Raw genomic sequence first — 16,616 nt, 5'->3', positions numbered from 1 at the left:
CCGACAGCGTCCGCCTGGCCGGGGCCCGTCAGGCGCCGTACTTCTCCTTGTACTCGAGAGCCGACTTCCGCAGCTCCGGATGGAGTGCCTCGCCCGCCGCCAACAGCCGTGGCTGCAGCGGGCGTTCGGTGGTCATGGCCCGGAACGCGAGGGCGACCGTCACCTCGTGGTCCGGCCGGTGCACGATCTCGACCGGGTCCCCGGTACGGATCTCGCCCGGGTGGATCACCCGCAGGTACGCGCCCGGCGCGCCCTTCTGCGTGAACCGCTTCACCCAGCGCGGCTCGCCCATGTGGCCCTGGAAGGTGCCGCACGGGATCCGCGCGCTGGTGACCTCCAGCACCACCTCGGGCCCGATCCGCCAGCGCTCGCCGATGCGCGCGCCGGAGACGTCGATGCCCTCGGTGGTGAGGTTCTCGCCGAAGGCGCCGTTGGCCAGCGCGCGGCCCAGCTCGCCCTCCCACGTGTCCAGGTCCTCGCGCGCCATCGCGTACACGGCCTGGTCGTCGCCGCCGTGGTGCTGCCGCTTGCACACCGCGTCCCCGGCGAGCGCGCTCCCGCCGATGCCCTTGGGGCCGGGCGCGGCCACCCGCACCGGCCCGTCGGCCGGCCGCTTGTCGATCCCGGTGACGCCCTCCGGATTGTCCGTGTACGGAACGGCCTTCTCGCGGCCCAGATTCACCGACAGCAGCTTCATAGCGGCACGGTAGGGGACGGGAACCCAAAGGTGCCACGCATTATTCGGCATCGCGTCAAAGCAGGGCTTATTCTCGAAAGGTGATCGAGGCCCGACATCTCCGTGTCCTGCGCGCCGTCGCCGCCACCGGCTCCTTCTCCGCCGCGGGCCGCGAACTGGGCTGCACCCAGCCCGCCGTCAGCCAGCAGATGAAGGCCCTGGAGACGTCGGTGGGCACGCCGTTGCTCATCCGCAGCGGACGCGAGATGCGCCTGACCGAGGCAGGGCAGGCGCTGGTGCGGCACGCCGCCGGCATCCTGGCGGGGCTCACGGCGGCGGAGGAGGAGGTCGCCGCCATCGCCGGATTGCGGGCCGGGCGCGTCCGGCTCGTGTCCTTCCCCAGCGGCAGCTCCACCCTCGTGCCCACCGCCCTCGCCGCGCTGCGCGCCGCCCACCCCGGCACCCGGGTCTTCCTGGAGGAGGCCGAACCCCCGCAGTCCGTCGGGCTGCTGAGGGAGGGCGACTGCGACATCGCCCTCGCCTTCCGTTACGAGGGGGCCGCCGGCGGCGACGAGTGGGACGACCTCGTCGTACGGCCCCTGCTGACCGACCGGCTCGTCGCCCTCGTACCGGAGCGGCACCGGCTCGCGCGCGCGGGGTCCGTGGCCATCGGGGAGCTCGCCCGGGAGTCGTGGATCGCCGGCTGCCCGCGCTGCCGCGGCCAGTTGGTCGAGGTGTGCGAGAGCGCCGGCTTCACGCCCCGCATCGACTTCGCGACCGACGACTACCCGGCGGTCGTCGGCCTGGTGGGCGCCGGCCTCGGCGTCGCCGTCCTGCCCCAGCTCGCCGTCGAGTCCGTACGGCCGAGGGGTGCACGCACAGTGACGCTGGAGCCGGCGGTCCGGCGGGAGATCGTCGCGCTCACCCTGCCCGATCTGGCACAGGTGCCCGCGGTGGCGGCGACGCTGGAGCAGCTGGCGCGCGCGGCCGACCGATAGGCGGCGCCGGACGGGCCGCACAGGCCCCGCGGGACGCACAGAGAAGGGCACGCGCGCGTGCCCTTCATGGAGAAACGTTCCTTCAGTTGTTCGATGCGCCGCTCCCGACGGATGACGCCGACACCAGCCGGTGCCGGGCCCGCCCCATGAGCTCCTCGCGCTCGTCCTCGGTCAGCCCGCCCCACACGCCGTACGGCTCTCTCACCGCGAGCGCGTGCGCCGCGCACTGCGCGCGCACCGGGCATCTCATGCAGACCTCCTTGGCCGAGTTCTCGCGAGCACTCCGGGCCGCACCGCGCTCGCCCTCCGGATGGAAGAAGAGCGAGCTGTCCACCCCGCGACAGGCGGCCAGGAGCTGCCAGTCCCACAGGTCCGCGTTCGGTCCGGGAAGGCGGGAGAAATCTGCCATTGCGTGACCCCTTGTAGCCGTTCTGGGCGGATACGGTGTCCACGACCGTACTTCTACGATCTAAGGAGATGAAAATATGACTCATTGCGAATCTAGCCTCAGACACCAGGAAATGGGAAGAAAAGGGTCTGAATGGGGCATGGGTTGTGATGAAAGCTTGTGGGTCCGCCGCGCATGTCTCCACCGTGTCCGCGCCCTCACGTAGAGTGCCGAAGACAGTGCGCAGCCCCGTAACTCTTTCGGGTGACCGTCGTTGAGAGTGCGGAGGCGGTTGAAGGAACAAGTGCTCGGACAGGCGTCCGAGACGGTCGACCGCACAGGTGACGATTTCGTACCAGCCTGGAGGCTCAAGGTGACGTGCATCAGCTGCGGAGGGCGGCCATGACATCCGTCCTCGTCTGCGACGACTCCCCGCTTGCCCGAGAGGCGCTGCGCCGCGCGGTCGCGACCGTGCCCGGCGTCGAGCGCGTGACGACCGCGGCCAACGGCGAGGAAGTCCTCCGCCGCTGGGGTGCGGACCGTTCGGACCTGATTCTGATGGACGTACGCATGCCCGGTCTGGGCGGCGTCGAGACCGTGCGGCGGCTGCTGTCCGCGGACCCGGGTGCGCGGATCATCATGCTCACGGTCGCGGAGGACCTCGACGGGGTCGCTCTCGCGGTCGCCGCCGGTGCGCGCGGCTACCTGCACAAGGACGCCTCGCGCGCGGAGTTGCGGGCCACGGTGACGCAGGCGCTCGCCGACCCGACCTGGCGGCTCGCCCCGCGCCGGCTGCGGTCGGCGGAGATGGGCGCGGCGCCGACGCTCACCGCGCGTGAGATCCAGGTGCTCGAAGGGATGAGCCACGGGCGGTCCAACGCGGAGATCGGACGCGAGCTGTTCCTGTCCGAGGACACCGTGAAGACGCACGCGCGGCGGCTGTTCAAGAAGCTCGGGGCCTCGGACCGGGCGCACGCGGTCGCGCTCGGCTTCCGCTGGGGCCTGGTCCGCTGAGCATTCCGTCGCGTGCGGTCGTAGTAAGGCTGCGTGTTGTTCGTGGCTGGTCGCGCAGTTCTCCGCGCCCCTGAGGGGGCGCGGTCGAGCGGCCCCCGCGATGCCCCGCTGCCTGTTTCGTGGCGGATGCCGCATCCTTGAGATGTGGAGTCTCTCGGGGACGAGTCGGTCGAGCGGAAGGGGAGGGCGCAGGGTATGAGTTCCGGCGCACCTGCTCATAACGCTTCGGTGCACAACAACCAGCGCGATGCCACGGATCCAACGACGCCAGGGCACCATGGACCGATGCGTGACGACGAGGCGGCTCATCCCCATGGGGCGATCGGTGCGCTCGTCCACAGTGCCGTGGAAGGGGACGAGCAGGCCACGCACGACCTGCTCGCCCATGTCCACCCGCTGGCCCTGCGCTACTGCCGCACCCGGCTGTCCCGTCTCCCGGGCGATGCCCGGCACTTCGTGGAGGACCTCGCGCAGGAGGTCTGCGTAGCCGTCCTCCTCGCCCTGCCGCGCTACCGCGACACCGGGCGCCCCTTCGAGGCGTTCGTCTTCGCCATCGCCGCGCACAAGGTCGCCGACCTGCAGCGGGCCGCGATGCGCCACCCCGGCTCCACGGCCGTCCCCTCGGACGAGATGCCCGAGCGGCCGGACGACTCGCTCGGCCCCGAGGAGCGGGCGCTGCTCAGCAGCGACGCCGAATGGGCCAAGAAACTGCTGGCCAACCTCCCCGAGAACCAGCGCGAGCTGCTCCTGCTGCGCATCGCCGTGGGGTTGACGGCGGAGGAGACGGGTCAGATGTTGGGAATGTCACCCGGTGCGGTCCGTGTGGCGCAGCACCGGGCGCTGAGCAGGCTGCGAGCGCTGGCCGAGCAGTAGGCCGCGCTCCTGGCGGCAGGGCGCGCTCCTGAACGGGCGGCGCGCCGCTTCCGTACGAACATACGAAGCCCGGAGCGGGTCCGAACCGTGGAATCCGTGGAATTCGCCACCCCTGCTTCCCGTTAGCATGGACATCCGCACCGATCAAGGCCATTTGGGGAAGGTGTCATGACTGCAAACGTCGACGGAGTGCCCGACAAATTCGCGACGCTCGGGCTCACCTACGACGACGTGCTGCTGCTGCCGGGAGCGTCCGAGGTGCTCCCCAACGCGGTCGACACCTCGTCCCGCATCTCCCGCAACGTCCGGGTCAACATCCCGCTGCTCTCGGCCGCCATGGACAAGGTGACCGAGTCTCGCATGGCCATCGCCATGGCCCGCCTCGGCGGCGTCGGCGTGCTGCACCGCAACCTCTCCGTCGAGGACCAGGTCAACCAGGTCGACCTGGTGAAGCGGTCCGAGTCCGGCATGGTCACCGACCCGATCACCGTGCACCCGGAGGCCACCCTCGCGGAGGCCGACGCGCTGTGCGCCAAGTTCCGCATCAGCGGTGTCCCGGTCACCGACCCGGCCGGCAAGCTCCTCGGCATCGTCACCAACCGTGACATGGCCTTCGAGTCGGACCGCAGCCGTCAGGTGCGCGAGGTCATGACGCCGATGCCGCTGGTCACCGGCAAGGTCGGCATCTCCGGTGTCGAGGCCATGGACCTGCTGCGCAAGCACAAGATCGAGAAGCTGCCGCTGGTCGACGACGCGGGTGTCCTCAAGGGCCTCATCACGGTCAAGGACTTCGTCAAGGCGGAGAAGTACCCCAACGCCGCCAAGGACGCCGAGGGCCGCCTGCTCGTCGGCGCGGCCGTCGGCGCCAGCCCCGAGGCGCTGGAGCGCGCCCAGGCCCTCGCCGCGGCCGGCGTGGACTTCCTGGTCGTCGACACCTCGCACGGCCACAACAGCAACGCCCTCAGCTGGATGGCGAAGATCAAGTCGAGCGTCGACGTCGACGTGATCGGCGGCAACGTCGCCACCCGCGACGGCGCCCAGGCGCTCATCGACGCCGGTGTCGACGGCATCAAGGTCGGTGTCGGACCGGGCTCCATCTGCACCACGCGCGTGGTCGCCGGCATCGGCGTCCCGCAGGTCACCGCGATCTACGAGGCCTCTCTCGCCGCCCGCCCGGCCGGCATCCCGCTGATCGGCGACGGCGGCCTGCAGTACTCCGGCGACATCGGCAAGGCGCTCGCCGCCGGCGCCGACACCGTGATGCTGGGCTCACTGCTCGCGGGCTGCGAGGAGTCGCCCGGCGAGCTGCAGTTCATCAACGGCAAGCAGTTCAAGTCGTACCGCGGCATGGGTTCGCTGGGTGCCATGCAGTCGCGCGGCCAGGCGAAGTCGTACTCGAAGGACCGCTACTTCCAGGCCGAGGTCGGCTCCGACGACAAGCTCGTCCCCGAGGGCATCGAGGGCCAGGTGCCCTACCGCGGCCCGCTCTCCAGCGTCCTGCACCAGCTCGTCGGCGGTCTGCGCCAGACCATGGGCTACGTGGGCGCGGCCACCATCGACGAGATGGAGTCCAAGGGCCGCTTCGTGCGGATCACCTCGGCGGGTCTGAAGGAGTCGCACCCGCACGACATCCAGATGACGGTCGAGGCGCCGAACTACAGCCGCAAGTGAGCCTTCGCTGAGACCCACGCGCGTGTGAGGGCGGTCCCGGAGCATCCGGGGCCGCCCTTGTCGTACCCGTCGGGGATACTGGAAGGCGCTGCAACGCATCAGGGAAAGGCCACACATCGTGACTGAGATCGAGATCGGGCGCGGCAAGCGCGGCCGCCGGGCGTACGCCTTCGACGACATCGCCGTCGTCCCCAGCCGTCGTACGCGCGACCCGAAGGAGGTCTCGATCGCCTGGCAGATCGACGCCTACCGCTTCGAGCTGCCGTTCCTGGCCGCCCCCATGGACTCGGTCGTCTCCCCGGCCACCGCGATCCGCATCGGCGAGCTCGGCGGCCTGGGCGTGCTGAACCTCGAAGGTCTGTGGACGCGGTACGAGGACCCGCAGCCGCTGCTCGACGAGATCGCCGCGCTGGACGTGGACGCGGCGACCCGCCGCCTCCAGGAGATCTACTCCGCCCCCATCAAGGAGGAGCTGATCGGGCAGCGCATCAAGGAGGTGCGCGACTCGGGCGTGGTCACGGCGGCCGCGCTCTCCCCGCAGCGCACGGCGCAGTTCTCCAAGGCCGTCGTGGACGCGGGCGTCGACATCTTCGTCATCCGCGGTACGACGGTCTCGGCGGAGCACGTCTCCGGCTCGCACGAGCCGCTGAACCTGAAGCAGTTCATCTACGAGCTCGACGTCCCGGTGATCGTCGGCGGCTGTGCCACGTACACCGCGGCCCTGCACCTGATGCGCACCGGCGCGGCGGGCGTCCTGGTCGGCTTCGGCGGCGGCGCGGCGCACACGACGAGGAACGTGCTGGGCATCCAGGTCCCGATGGCGACCGCGGTGGCCGACGTGGCCGCGGCCCGGCGTGACTACATGGACGAGTCCGGCGGCCGGTACGTGCACGTGATCGCCGACGGCGGTGTCGGCTGGTCCGGCGACCTCCCCAAGGCGATCGCCTGCGGAGCGGACGCCGTGATGATGGGCTCCCCGCTGGCCCGCGCCACGGACGCGCCGGGCCGCGGCCACCACTGGGGCATGGAGGCCGTCAACGAGGAGCTGCCGCGCGGCAAGAAGGTCGACCTCGGCACGGTCGGCACCATCGAGGAGGTCCTGGCCGGTCCGTCGCACATCCCGGACGGCTCGATGAACTTCTTCGGCGCGCTGCGGCGGGCGATGGCCACGACCGGGTACAGCGAGCTGAAGGAGTTCCAGCGCGTCGAGGTGACGGTGGCGGACTCGCAGCACAAGCGGTAGGGCTGACGACGACGGAAGGGCCGGTCACCCCGGGTGGGGTGGCCGGCCCTTTCTGTGGACGGTGACGTGCCGCAGGACGTGGATCGTGCTCCCCGCACCCACGTGCCCCTCCCTACAACCGGTGCGCCGCCCCCGTGGGCGTGGCCCCCCGCGTGTCCAGCAGCAGCTGGGCCTTCACCGACAGGCCCTGGAGGTCGTACGTCCGGTGCTGCTGGAGCAGGATCGTCAGGTCCGCGTCGGCGGCCGCCTCGTAGAGGGAGTCCGCGCGGGGGACCGGGCGGTCCAGGACGCTCCAGGACGGGATGTGGGGGTCGTGGTAGCTGACCGAGGCGCCGAGCTCCATCAGGCGTACGGCGACCTCCTGGGCGGGGGTGGCCTGCTGGTCGGCGAGGTCGGGCTTGTAGGTGACGCCCAGCAGGAGGATGCGGGCGCCGCGGGCGGACTTGCCGTGCTCGTTGAGGAGGGCCGCGGCGCGCTGGACGACGTAACGCGGCATCTGGTCGTTGACCTGCCGGGCGAGTTCGACCATGCGCAGGGAGCGGCCGGCTCTGCTGAGGTCGCCGGGGACCGCGTGGCCGCCGACGCCCGGACCGGGGCGGAACGCCTGGAAGCCGAACGGCTTGGTCTCCGCGCAGCGGATGACGTCCCAGAGGTCGACGCCGAGGTCGTGGCAGAGGACGGCCATCTCGTTGACGAGAGCGATGTTGACGTGGCGGTAGTTGGTCTCCAGGAGCTGGACCGTCTCCGCCTCGCGCGGACCACGCGCGCGTACCACCTTGTCGGTCAGACGCGAGTAGAAGGCGGCGGCCGACTCCGTGCACGCGGGCGTCAGGCCGCCGATCACCTTGGGGGTGTTCTCGGGTGTGAAGTCGCGGTTGCCGGGGTCGACGCGGGTGGGCGAGCAGGCGAGGTGGAAGTCGCGGCCCGCGCGCAGGCCCGAGCCCTCTTCGAGGAGCGGGCGCAGGAACTCCTCGGTGGTGCCGGGCGGGACGGGCGACTCCAGGATGACGGTGGTGTGCGGCCGCAGGTGGGTGCTCAGTGTGCGGGCCGCCGCCTCCACCTGGCTCAGGTCCAGGCCGCCGTCCGGGCCCGCCGGGGTCGGGGCGCAGATGACCGCCGTCCGCACGCGGCCGAGTTCGGCGGGGCCCGCGGCCGTCCGGAAGCCCCCCGAGAGCATCCGGCGCAGTTCGGCGGGGCTGAGGGAGCCGGCCTCGGGGCCGGTGCGGTAGCCGAGGGTGGAGATGCCGGCGGCGACAGCGGCCTGGGCCAGGGGCAGTCCGTAGGGACCGAGTCCGATCACGGCGAGATCTGCGGGCATGGCGTGGGCCGTCCTTCCCAGTAACCGAAGCGGGACAGGTGCGCAAGCCCTGTGGACTGGACGAGCGAGCGCAATGTCAGACTAGGAGTAAATATGACCGATATACGGGATTGATTCCGTGTGTCTTTCTGTGGGCTTGTGAGCTTTGGCCTGCGCAGCCGTGAAAGTTATCCACAGGCTGAGGGTGACTGGTGGCTGAAGTCGGGCAAGCCGGTCAGGATTGGGCATGGGGATACGGAGCGGGCCACTCCTCAAGGAGCATCCGGCCCGCGACGGTGACCGGTGCGACCGACAGCTGGAGGCAGCAGTGGTGAGGACAGCGACACTGGGGCCGGCGCAGCGCGCCGAGTCACTCGCGGCGATGGCCGAGCGGGAACTGGACATCCTGGTGGTGGGAGCCGGCGTGGTCGGTGCGGGCACCGCGCTCGACGCGGTCACCCGGGGCCTGTCCGTGGGGCTGGTCGAGGCGCGTGACTGGGCCTCGGGCACCTCCAGCCGTTCCAGCAAGCTGATCCACGGCGGACTGCGCTATCTGGAGATGCTCGACTTCGCCCTCGTGCGGGAGGCGTTGAAGGAGCGCGGCCTGCTGCTGGAGCGGCTCGCCCCGCACCTCGTGAAGCCCGTGCCCTTCCTGTACCCCTTGCAGCACAAGGGCTGGGAGCGGTGGTACGCCGGTTCGGGCGTCGCGCTCTACGACGCGATGTCGATGGCCCGCGGGCACGGCCGGGGACTGCCCCGGCACCGGCACCTGAGTCACCGTCACGCCCTGCGTGTCGCGCCCGCCTTGAGGAAGGACGCCCTGGTCGGCGCGCTGCAGTACTACGACGCCCAGATGGACGACGCCCGCTTCGTGGCGACCCTCGTGCGCACGGCGACCGCCTACGGCGCCAAGACGGCCAACAGGGCGCGGGTGAGCGCGTTCCTGCGGGAGGGCGAGCGGGTGGTCGGGGCCCGGGTGCAGGACGTCGAGGCGGGCGGGGAGTACGAGATCCGCGCCAAGCAGGTGGTCAACGCGACCGGGGTGTGGACCGACGACACCCAGGCGATGGTCGGCGAGCGGGGACAGTTCCATGTCCGCGCCTCCAAGGGCATCCACCTCGTCGTGCCCAAGGACCGCATCCACTCCTCGACCGGGCTGATCCTGCGCACCGAGAAGTCCGTGCTGTTCGTCATCCCCTGGGGCCGGCACTGGATCATCGGCACCACCGACACCGACTGGGACCTCGACAAGGCCCACCCGGCCGCCTCCAGCGCGGACATCGACTACCTGCTCGAGCATGTGAACTCGGTGCTCGCGGTGCCGCTGACCAGGGACGACGTCCAGGGCGTGTACGCCGGGCTCAGGCCCCTGCTCGCCGGTGAGTCGGACGCCACCAGCAAGCTCTCGCGCGAGCACACCGTGGCGCATCCGGTGCCGGGGCTCGTCGTGGTGGCGGGCGGCAAGTACACGACCTACCGGGTGATGGCCAAGGACGCCGTCGACGAGGCGGTGCACGGCCTCGACACCCGGGTCGCCGAATGCGTCACGGAGGACGTGCCGCTGCTGGGCGCCGAGGGCTACCGGGCGCTGTGGAACGCGCGGGCGCGCATCGCGGCCCGCACCGGGCTGCATGTCGCCCGGGTCGAGCATCTGCTGAATCGGTACGGCAGCCTGGCGGAGGAGGTCCTCGACCTCATCGCCTCGGACGCCACGCTGGGCGAGCCGCTGCAGGCCGCCGACGACTATCTGCGTGCCGAGATCGTCTACGCGGCCTCGCACGAGGGCGCGCGGCATCTGGACGACGTGCTGACCCGGCGCACCCGGATCTCCATCGAGACCTTCGACCGGGGCGTGCGCTCCGCCCGCGAGGCCGCCGAGCTGATGGCGCCGGTGCTGGGCTGGGACAAGGACCAGATCGAGCGCGAGGTCGAGCACTACGAGAAGCGGGTGGAGGCGGAGCGGGAGTCGCAGCGGCAGCCGGACGACCTGACCGCGGACGCGGCGCGGTTGGGGGCGCCGGACATCGCGCCGTTGTAGCCCCGGGAGCGGGGCCGGCCGACATCACTCGAACGAGTGTCGCGAGCTGGGATCTTCGTTCGGAACCCGGTCGTTCTACGAGGTGCGGGGGCAGAACTCGGCGGCGAGCAGGGCCGGTTCGAGGTCGGGTTCCGCGAGCGACGTCGTGTTCACGCGGAAGGTGAGGACGCGACGGCCGCCCACCGTGGCTGCGGTGCGCACGTAGCTGCCGGTGATGCGGCCGTTGTGCCCCCACACCGTCGTGCCGCACGGCAGCTTCACCGGGTACAGCCCCATGCCGTACAGGCCGTGTGCGGTGCGGGTGTCCGTCATCTCGTGCAGCCAGTACGGGGACAGCAGCCGGCCGCCGAGCAGCGCCGCGTAGAAGCGGTTCAGGTCGGCGAGGGTGCTCACCAGCTCGCCCGCGGCTCCGGCCACCCGCGGGTCGAGCGCGGTGATGTCGGACCCGTCGGCGGTGTAGGCACGGCCGTGCGGGGAGGGCAGAGAGGTCCGTGAACCGGGAAAGGAGGTGCCCGTCAGGCGCAGCGGGGCGATGATCCGCCGCTCGGCCTCGCCGGCGTAGGAGTCGCCGGTGACCTGCTGGATCACCAGGCCGAGCAGGACGTAGTTGGTGTTCGAGTAGAGATAGCGGCCGCGGTCGGCCGGGGGGTGGGTGAGGGCGATACGGACGGCTTGGACCGCGGTGAGGGGGACCAGGCCCCGGGTGTCGGCGGTGAAGTCGTTCAGGCCGCTGGTGTGGGTGAGCAGGGCGCGCAGGGTCAGCGCGCGGCCGTCGTTGCCCGCTCCGCGCACCAGGCCGGGCAGGTGCTGCTCCACCGTGTCGGACAGCTTCAGCCGGTGTTCCGCGGCCAGTTGGAGGACGACCGTCGCGATGAAGGTCTTGGTGACGCTGCCGGCGCGGAAGTGGTCGGCGCGGGCGATCCCCGGCCCCGCCTCGGCGTAACGGGTCCCGCTCCGCTCCTCGGCCAGCAGTGCCGCGGCGGGAGCGCCGCCGCGCGCCACCAGCAGGGGCAGCACCGCGTCCGGGGTTCGTGCCGCGGGGGCCGGGGAGGCGGCCGGGGCCAGGGCGAGCAGCACCAGGGAGACCGCGACGGCCAGCAGTGCCCGAAATGGCGACATCGCGGATCCTCCCTTGTCGCAGGCCATCATGCAGGGTCGGGGGAGCGGGATCGTCACCCCGGCGCCCGAGGGGAGGTGAGGGAGCTGTAAGCGGTTGGGAACTGTGCGTGGAGGGGGCAGTGGGGCGACGGGACCTGTGTGCCGACATCCCCGGGGCCGCGCCGAGGGTGGGGCGGAGTCAGGGGCACCCGGGGCATCGGGCACTTGTCGGGTGAGGGACAATGGAGGCTCTGTCAGGGCGGGTTCATGAGGGGACGCATGTCGGACGCGGAGCGGGCGGGAGCATCCCGGCAGGACGAGAGCGAGCGTCTCCTCGCCGGGCGGTACCGGCTGGGAGGAGTGCTCGGCCGCGGAGGCATGGGCACGGTGTGGCGCGCCGAGGACGAGACCCTGGGCAGGACGGTGGCCGTCAAGGAACTCCGGTTCCCGTCCAGCATCGACGAGGACGAGAAGCGCCGGCTGATCACGCGCACCCTGCGTGAGGCCAAGGCGATCGCGCGGATCCGCAACACCAGCGCGGTGACCGTGTACGACGTGGTCGACGAGGACGACCGGCCGTGGATCGTGATGGAGCTCGTCGAGGGCAAGTCGCTCGCCGAGGTCATCCGGGAGGACGGGCTGCTGGAGCCCAAACGCGCGGCGGAGGTGGGCCTCGCGATCCTCGACGTGCTCAGGTCCGCCCACCGCGAGGGCATCCTGCACCGGGACGTGAAGCCGTCCAACGTGCTGATCTCCGAGGACGGCCGGGTCGTGCTCACCGACTTCGGCATCGCCCAGGTCGAGGGCGATCCGTCGATCACCTCCACCGGCATGCTCGTCGGCGCGCCCTCCTACATCTCCCCGGAGCGGGCGCGGGGGCACAAGCCGGGACCCGCGGCCGACATGTGGTCGCTCGGCGGGCTGCTGTACGCGGCGGTCGAGGGCGCCCCGCCGTACGACAAGGGGTCCGCGATCGCGACCCTGACGGCGGTGATGACCGAGCCGCTGGAGGAGCCGAAGAACGCGGGTCCGCTCAGGGACGTCATCTACGGCCTGCTCACCAAGGACCCCGCCCAGCGCCTCGACGACAGCCGCGCGCGGGCCATGCTCACCGCGGTGATCCACGCGCCCGAGCCGAAGCCGGCCGAGCCGGAGCCCGAGGCGGACGCGACCCGGGTGGTGCCGTTGCCGGCGCAGCCGCAGGAGCGTGCGGGCGGGGAGCGGCTGCGCGGGGCGCTGCGTTCCATGCGCAAGGCCGCCGGTGCGGCGGCGACGTCCGCGGCCGCGTCCCGCGCCAAGTCCGGCAGCGGTACGGCGGATTCGGGTACGGGGGATTCTGGCCCGACGGGTTCGGGTGCGGTGGGTTCGGGCTCGACGGGTTCGGGCACTGCGGGTTCGGGCGGCGGGAAGGTGCCCGCCCAGGCTTCGGGGGCGGCTCCTGCGGCGTCGGCCTCCTCGGCGGCTTCGGCAACCCGGCCTGCATCGACCTCTCCGGCGTCCCCGGCGTCCCCGGCGTCTTCCGCGTCCCCGGCGAAGGGCGCGGCGAGTGTGCCGGCCTCGTCGGGCGCGGCCTCGGCAGCGACTTCGACGTCGGCCACGACCTCGGCCTCCGGTGGGGCCGCCGGGGTCCGGGACGGGAAGACGCGCCAGACCGACGCGGTGTCGGACGGGCGGAGTTCGGGATGGCCCGTGATGACGCCGCCGCCGGACATGGCGCCGAGGCCGGTGCCCCGGGCGCCGCTCACCGACGTGGTGCCGCGACGGACGCTGGTGATCATCGCGGTGGTCGTGGCGCTCGCGGTCATAGGCACCGTGCTGGCCCTCACGCTCGGCGGGGACGACGGCAGCGACGGGGCCAAGGGCGGCGGCACCAAGGTGACGGCGAGCACGAGCGCCAGCACCAAGGAGGACGAGAGCGGGGGCACCCGGACCGACGGGTCCACCGGCGGGCCCGCTTCCTCGGAGGCGGGCACCGGGTCCTCGAACACGCCGAGCACGGAGGAGAGCGGCCGGAGTTCGGAGGGGTCCGCCGGTTCGGGGGGCTCCGCCGGCGAGGGTGCGGTGGCCTCGACGTACCAGGGGAGCCAGGGCTACTCGATCGGGCTGCCCGCGGGGTGGAAGTTCCGGACCAGCAGTTCCGCGGGCGACCGGTTCACCGGGCCCGACGGGCAGAAGCTGCTCGTCGCCTGGACCAGCACGCCCAAGGGCGACCCGGTGGCGGACTGGGAGAACCAGGAGCGGGGCATGCGCCGCTCGCAGTACACCAAGATCCGCATAGAGAAGGTGGACTACCGGAGCTGGAACACGGCCGACTGGGAGTTCACCTACGCGGACGGAGGGACGAAGTACCGGACCATCGACCGTGGATTCGTCGTCAACGACCATCTCGGATATGCCTTGATGTACACCGCGAAAGCCGCGAACTGGGGCACTGAGCTGCGCAAGGACACATGGCAGACACTCGCCCGCACCTTCGAACCGAAGTCGTGAAGCGCCGTGCGGTAAACGGTCATGTGTTTGGACCCTGAGATCTGGAATCCCCTCTTTGCGGGTTGCCTCCGGCACGTATCGTGAATGTTCGTGGACCGTCCGCATCCAGGTTCGGATGAGGAACGGGCCGCGAGGCGAACGGAATTGACCAACCGGGCGGCCGGGGGAGGCAACGTGGACGACTATGCGGGTCGGGTGCTCGCCGACCGCTACCGCCTGCCGCTGCCCCCGTCCGACGAGTACGAACTCACCGAGGCGCGCGCCTTCGACACCTACAGCGGGCAGGAAGTCCTGGTCAGGCAGGTTCCGTTGCCCGAGGTCGTCGAGGCCGAGGTGCTCGACGCGGAGGGGCTGCCCGACGGGTTCACCGCCCGGGACCCGCACGGCCCGCGGCGGACCCCGGGGCGGCGCGGTGCACGCCGGCCCACCGAGCCCGCCGTGCGGCGGGCCGTCGAGGCCGCGCAGGCCGCCGCCCGGATTCCCGACCATCCGCGCCTCGACCAGGTCTTCGACGTGTTCGCCGAGGGCGGTTCGCTGTGGATCGTCAGCGAGTGGGTGGCCGCGCGGCCGCTGTCGGCGCTGCTCACCGAGAAGCCGTTGACGCCGTACCGGGCGGCCGAGGTCGCCTCCGACGTGCTCATGGCGCTGCGGGTGCTGCACGCGCACGGCTGGGTGCACCGCAACATCACCGCCCGCACGGTGCTCGTCTGCGACGACGGCCGGGTCATGCTGACCGGCCTCGCGGTCGGCGCCGCCGAGGAGGCGCTGTGCGGCTATGACCCGGTGCCGGCCGAGGCGGGCGACTGGGGCACCGGAGGCGGGGAGCCCGGCGCCGACGACGGAGCGGGCGGTGCGACCGACGGCCGTGGGGCTCCCGCAGGACTCCCGGTGCCCGGACAGCCGACGGGCCCGGACCGCGGACCGGGCGGTGCGGTCTCCTTCGGCGGAGGCGATCCCGAGGCCGCCCGGCGGGCCGCGATCGAGGCGCGGGAGGCCCGCGGGCTGCCCAGCGCCGGTGTGGAGACGACGAACGGGACCGGGGCGTCGGCCGAACTCGTCCGCAGGGAGCCCGACGGCGGTACGGACGTCCGGGCGGCGCGGGCCGGGGCGATCGCCGCCTATCGCGCGGGCGCCCGGGCCGCGGCCCGGGTCCAGGAGGCACAGAACGGCAGGGCGGCCCTGCCCGGAGCCCGCCCAGCACCGGAGCCCGGTCCCGGCGCACGGACACGGGGCGCCGACCCCGCCGTACAGCCGAACGGCATGCCGCAGTCGCCGTACCCCGCGGCGGCCAACGGACTTGCGCAGCCGTCGTATCCGGCCCTGGACGGAGTCGAGCAGGTGCCCGGTGCCGGGGCTCCGGGGCGGACCGTCGACCCCTACGGAGTGCGGCCCGCGCCCTGGCACGGTGCCGTGCCGCGCGGTGCGGGTGCGGTGCCCGTGGGTGAGCCACCCGTCGGCGACGCCGTGCCTGCCGTGGAGCAGGCGCCGGCGCCCACCCGCTGGGAGGACCTCCCCGCCGCCGGTGCCCCCGCCCGCCGCGGCCCCGCCACCGCGCTCGCCGCCGAGCGGGCGCGGCAGGCCCGGATGGCCGTGGTGGGGCCCGTCACCGAGCGATGGGCGCCGGAGCAGGCCGGACCTGTGCACGAGAACTGGCAGCTCGCCGCGCCCATCGGGCCCGCGACGGATCTGTGGGCTCTCGGGGCGCTGCTGTTCCGTGCCGTCCAGGGGCACGCGCCCTATCCCGAGGAGTCGACGGCCGAGCTGGTGCAGCTGGTGTGCGCCGAGCCGCCCGCCTTCGCCGAGGAGTGCGGGCCGCTCCGGCCGGTGGTGGAGTCGCTGCTGCGCCAGGACCCGACCGAGCGGCTGGACTTCGAGGAACTGCGCGGCTGGCTGCGGTCGCTGGTGCGGTCCGCGCCCGAGCCGGAGGCCGGTGCCCATGTCGTCGCCGCACCGCCCGTGGACGCGAGCCGGCTGCCGATCGTGCGGCGCCGGGGCGAGTTGGTGCGCAGGCGGCGCGCCGGGCTGCCCGCGACGCACGGGCGGCACAAGCGGGCCCGGGAGGAGGCCGCCCCCTCGCCGCGCCGGCTCGGCCGCAATCTGCTGCTGCTCGTCCTGCTGGTGATGGCCGCGGCGATCGCGTACGCCATGTACTTCATGCCGAAGTCGGACCCCGAGGACAAGGGCGCCGCCAAGGACACGGGTGCCACCAGCCAGGCCGGTACGGCGCAGTCTCCTGAGGCAGGCGGCGAGCCCCGGCCCGAGCCGACCACCCCCGAGCCCTCGCGGTCCAGCGCTGCCGCGGAGACCCAGACCGCCGGGCCCGAGGTCGCCGACGGCTTCACCCTGCGCACGGACCCCGAGGGCTTCAAGGTCGCGGTGGCGAGCGGTTGGGACCGCACGCCGAGGAACGGCCGTGGACAGGTGGTCTACTCGCGGGGCGGCTTCGAGCTGATCGTCGTCCCCGGGCGGGACACCGCGGCCGCGAACGGCGAGGACCCGATGGCCTACCAGCGGGAGAAGGAGCCCGAGCTCCAGCCGTACCGCGACTCCAGCTGGGCCACCGCCACCGGGCTGAAGTCGATCCAGGTGGGCACCAGGAGCATGGCCGAGGGGCAGTTCACCTGGACCGCCGACGACGGGCGCGAGCTGTATGTGCGCAATGTGGCGATCCTGATCGGCGGGAATTACCACATCGTGCAGGTGCGCGGGCCCGAGGCGGAGCGGGACGAGGTGACCCGGCTGTACGAACAGGCGTCGGCCACGTACCAGGTGACCGGCTGACGGACGCCGTACGGGCGGTGCGGGTTCACTCCCACTTCGCGGAAGCGAC

Annotated in this window: 12 protein-coding genes; 8 read left to right on the top strand and 4 right to left on the bottom strand. The window is 72.3% G+C overall.

What is annotated here, in order from left to right; translation table 11 throughout:
• Positions 1 to 28: 28 nt before the first annotated feature.
• Complete coding sequence (locus AQI94_RS10675; protein WP_031059383.1) at positions 29 to 697, bottom strand: MOSC domain-containing protein; 669 nt, start codon at positions 695 to 697, stop codon at positions 29 to 31.
• Positions 698 to 777: 80 nt separating this feature from the next.
• Between AQI94_RS10675 and AQI94_RS10670 the strand changes: the two genes are divergently transcribed.
• Positions 778 to 1,674: a LysR family transcriptional regulator gene (locus tag AQI94_RS10670; protein ID WP_031059381.1), complete on the top strand. Its 897-nt coding sequence runs from the start codon at positions 778 to 780 to the stop codon at positions 1,672 to 1,674.
• A gap of 82 nt (positions 1,675 to 1,756) precedes the next feature.
• On the opposite strand, the gene AQI94_RS10665 is transcribed toward AQI94_RS10670, so the two are convergent.
• Positions 1,757 to 2,083, bottom strand: a complete 327-nt coding sequence (locus AQI94_RS10665; RefSeq protein WP_007384136.1) for a WhiB family transcriptional regulator — start codon at positions 2,081 to 2,083, stop codon at positions 1,757 to 1,759.
• Between the two features lie 381 nt (positions 2,084 to 2,464).
• Between AQI94_RS10665 and AQI94_RS10660 the strand changes: the two genes are divergently transcribed.
• The 4 genes from AQI94_RS10660 to AQI94_RS10645 all read left to right on the top strand — a co-directional run bounded on the left by AQI94_RS10660 (position 2,465) and on the right by AQI94_RS10645 (position 6,863).
• Positions 2,465 to 3,076 (top strand): response regulator transcription factor, encoded by a 612-nt coding sequence (locus tag AQI94_RS10660; RefSeq protein WP_003948568.1) that lies wholly within the window; start codon positions 2,465 to 2,467, stop codon positions 3,074 to 3,076.
• Positions 3,077 to 3,361: 285 nt separating this feature from the next.
• Positions 3,362 to 3,949 carry a sigma-70 family RNA polymerase sigma factor gene (locus AQI94_RS10655; protein WP_007384137.1) on the top strand — a complete coding sequence of 196 codons (588 nt, stop codon included), beginning with the start codon at positions 3,362 to 3,364 and terminating at the stop codon, positions 3,947 to 3,949.
• Positions 3,950 to 4,117: 168 nt separating this feature from the next.
• Positions 4,118 to 5,620 carry an IMP dehydrogenase gene (gene guaB, locus AQI94_RS10650; RefSeq protein ID WP_020118591.1) on the top strand — a complete coding sequence of 501 codons (1,503 nt, stop codon included), beginning with the start codon at positions 4,118 to 4,120 and terminating at the stop codon, positions 5,618 to 5,620.
• A 118-nt stretch (positions 5,621 to 5,738) separates the two neighbouring features.
• Positions 5,739 to 6,863, top strand: a complete 1,125-nt coding sequence (locus tag AQI94_RS10645; protein WP_031059379.1) for a GuaB3 family IMP dehydrogenase-related protein — start codon at positions 5,739 to 5,741, stop codon at positions 6,861 to 6,863.
• Positions 6,864 to 6,975: 112 nt separating this feature from the next.
• On the opposite strand, the gene AQI94_RS10640 is transcribed toward AQI94_RS10645, so the two are convergent.
• Positions 6,976 to 8,181, bottom strand: coding sequence for a nucleotide sugar dehydrogenase (locus tag AQI94_RS10640; RefSeq protein WP_031059378.1), 1,206 nt, complete (start codon positions 8,179 to 8,181; stop codon positions 6,976 to 6,978).
• A gap of 310 nt (positions 8,182 to 8,491) precedes the next feature.
• Here AQI94_RS10640 and AQI94_RS10635 point away from each other — a divergent pair, with 310 nt between their 5' ends.
• Positions 8,492 to 10,198, top strand: coding sequence for a glycerol-3-phosphate dehydrogenase/oxidase (locus AQI94_RS10635; protein ID WP_031059376.1), 1,707 nt, complete (start codon positions 8,492 to 8,494; stop codon positions 10,196 to 10,198).
• Between the two features lie 75 nt (positions 10,199 to 10,273).
• On the opposite strand, the gene AQI94_RS10630 is transcribed toward AQI94_RS10635, so the two are convergent.
• Positions 10,274 to 11,317, bottom strand: a complete 1,044-nt coding sequence (locus AQI94_RS10630; RefSeq protein ID WP_031059374.1) for a serine hydrolase domain-containing protein — start codon at positions 11,315 to 11,317, stop codon at positions 10,274 to 10,276.
• 258 nt (positions 11,318 to 11,575) lie between these two features.
• On the opposite strand from AQI94_RS10630, the gene AQI94_RS10625 reads away from it, so the two are divergent.
• Both AQI94_RS10625 and AQI94_RS10620 read left to right on the top strand, forming a co-directional pair.
• Positions 11,576 to 13,786 (top strand): serine/threonine-protein kinase, encoded by a 2,211-nt coding sequence (locus AQI94_RS10625; RefSeq protein WP_031059373.1) that lies wholly within the window; start codon positions 11,576 to 11,578, stop codon positions 13,784 to 13,786.
• A gap of 174 nt (positions 13,787 to 13,960) precedes the next feature.
• Positions 13,961 to 16,567, top strand: a complete 2,607-nt coding sequence (locus AQI94_RS10620) for a protein kinase (protein ID WP_063801627.1) — start codon at positions 13,961 to 13,963, stop codon at positions 16,565 to 16,567.
• The last annotated feature ends 49 nt before the right edge of the window (positions 16,568 to 16,616 follow it).

The sequence above is a fragment of the Streptomyces pseudovenezuelae genome, from assembly GCF_001513955.1.
GTDB classification, from domain to species: domain Bacteria; phylum Actinomycetota; class Actinomycetes; order Streptomycetales; family Streptomycetaceae; genus Streptomyces; species Streptomyces pseudovenezuelae.
This window is presented reverse-complemented; position numbering and strand designations above follow the sequence as displayed.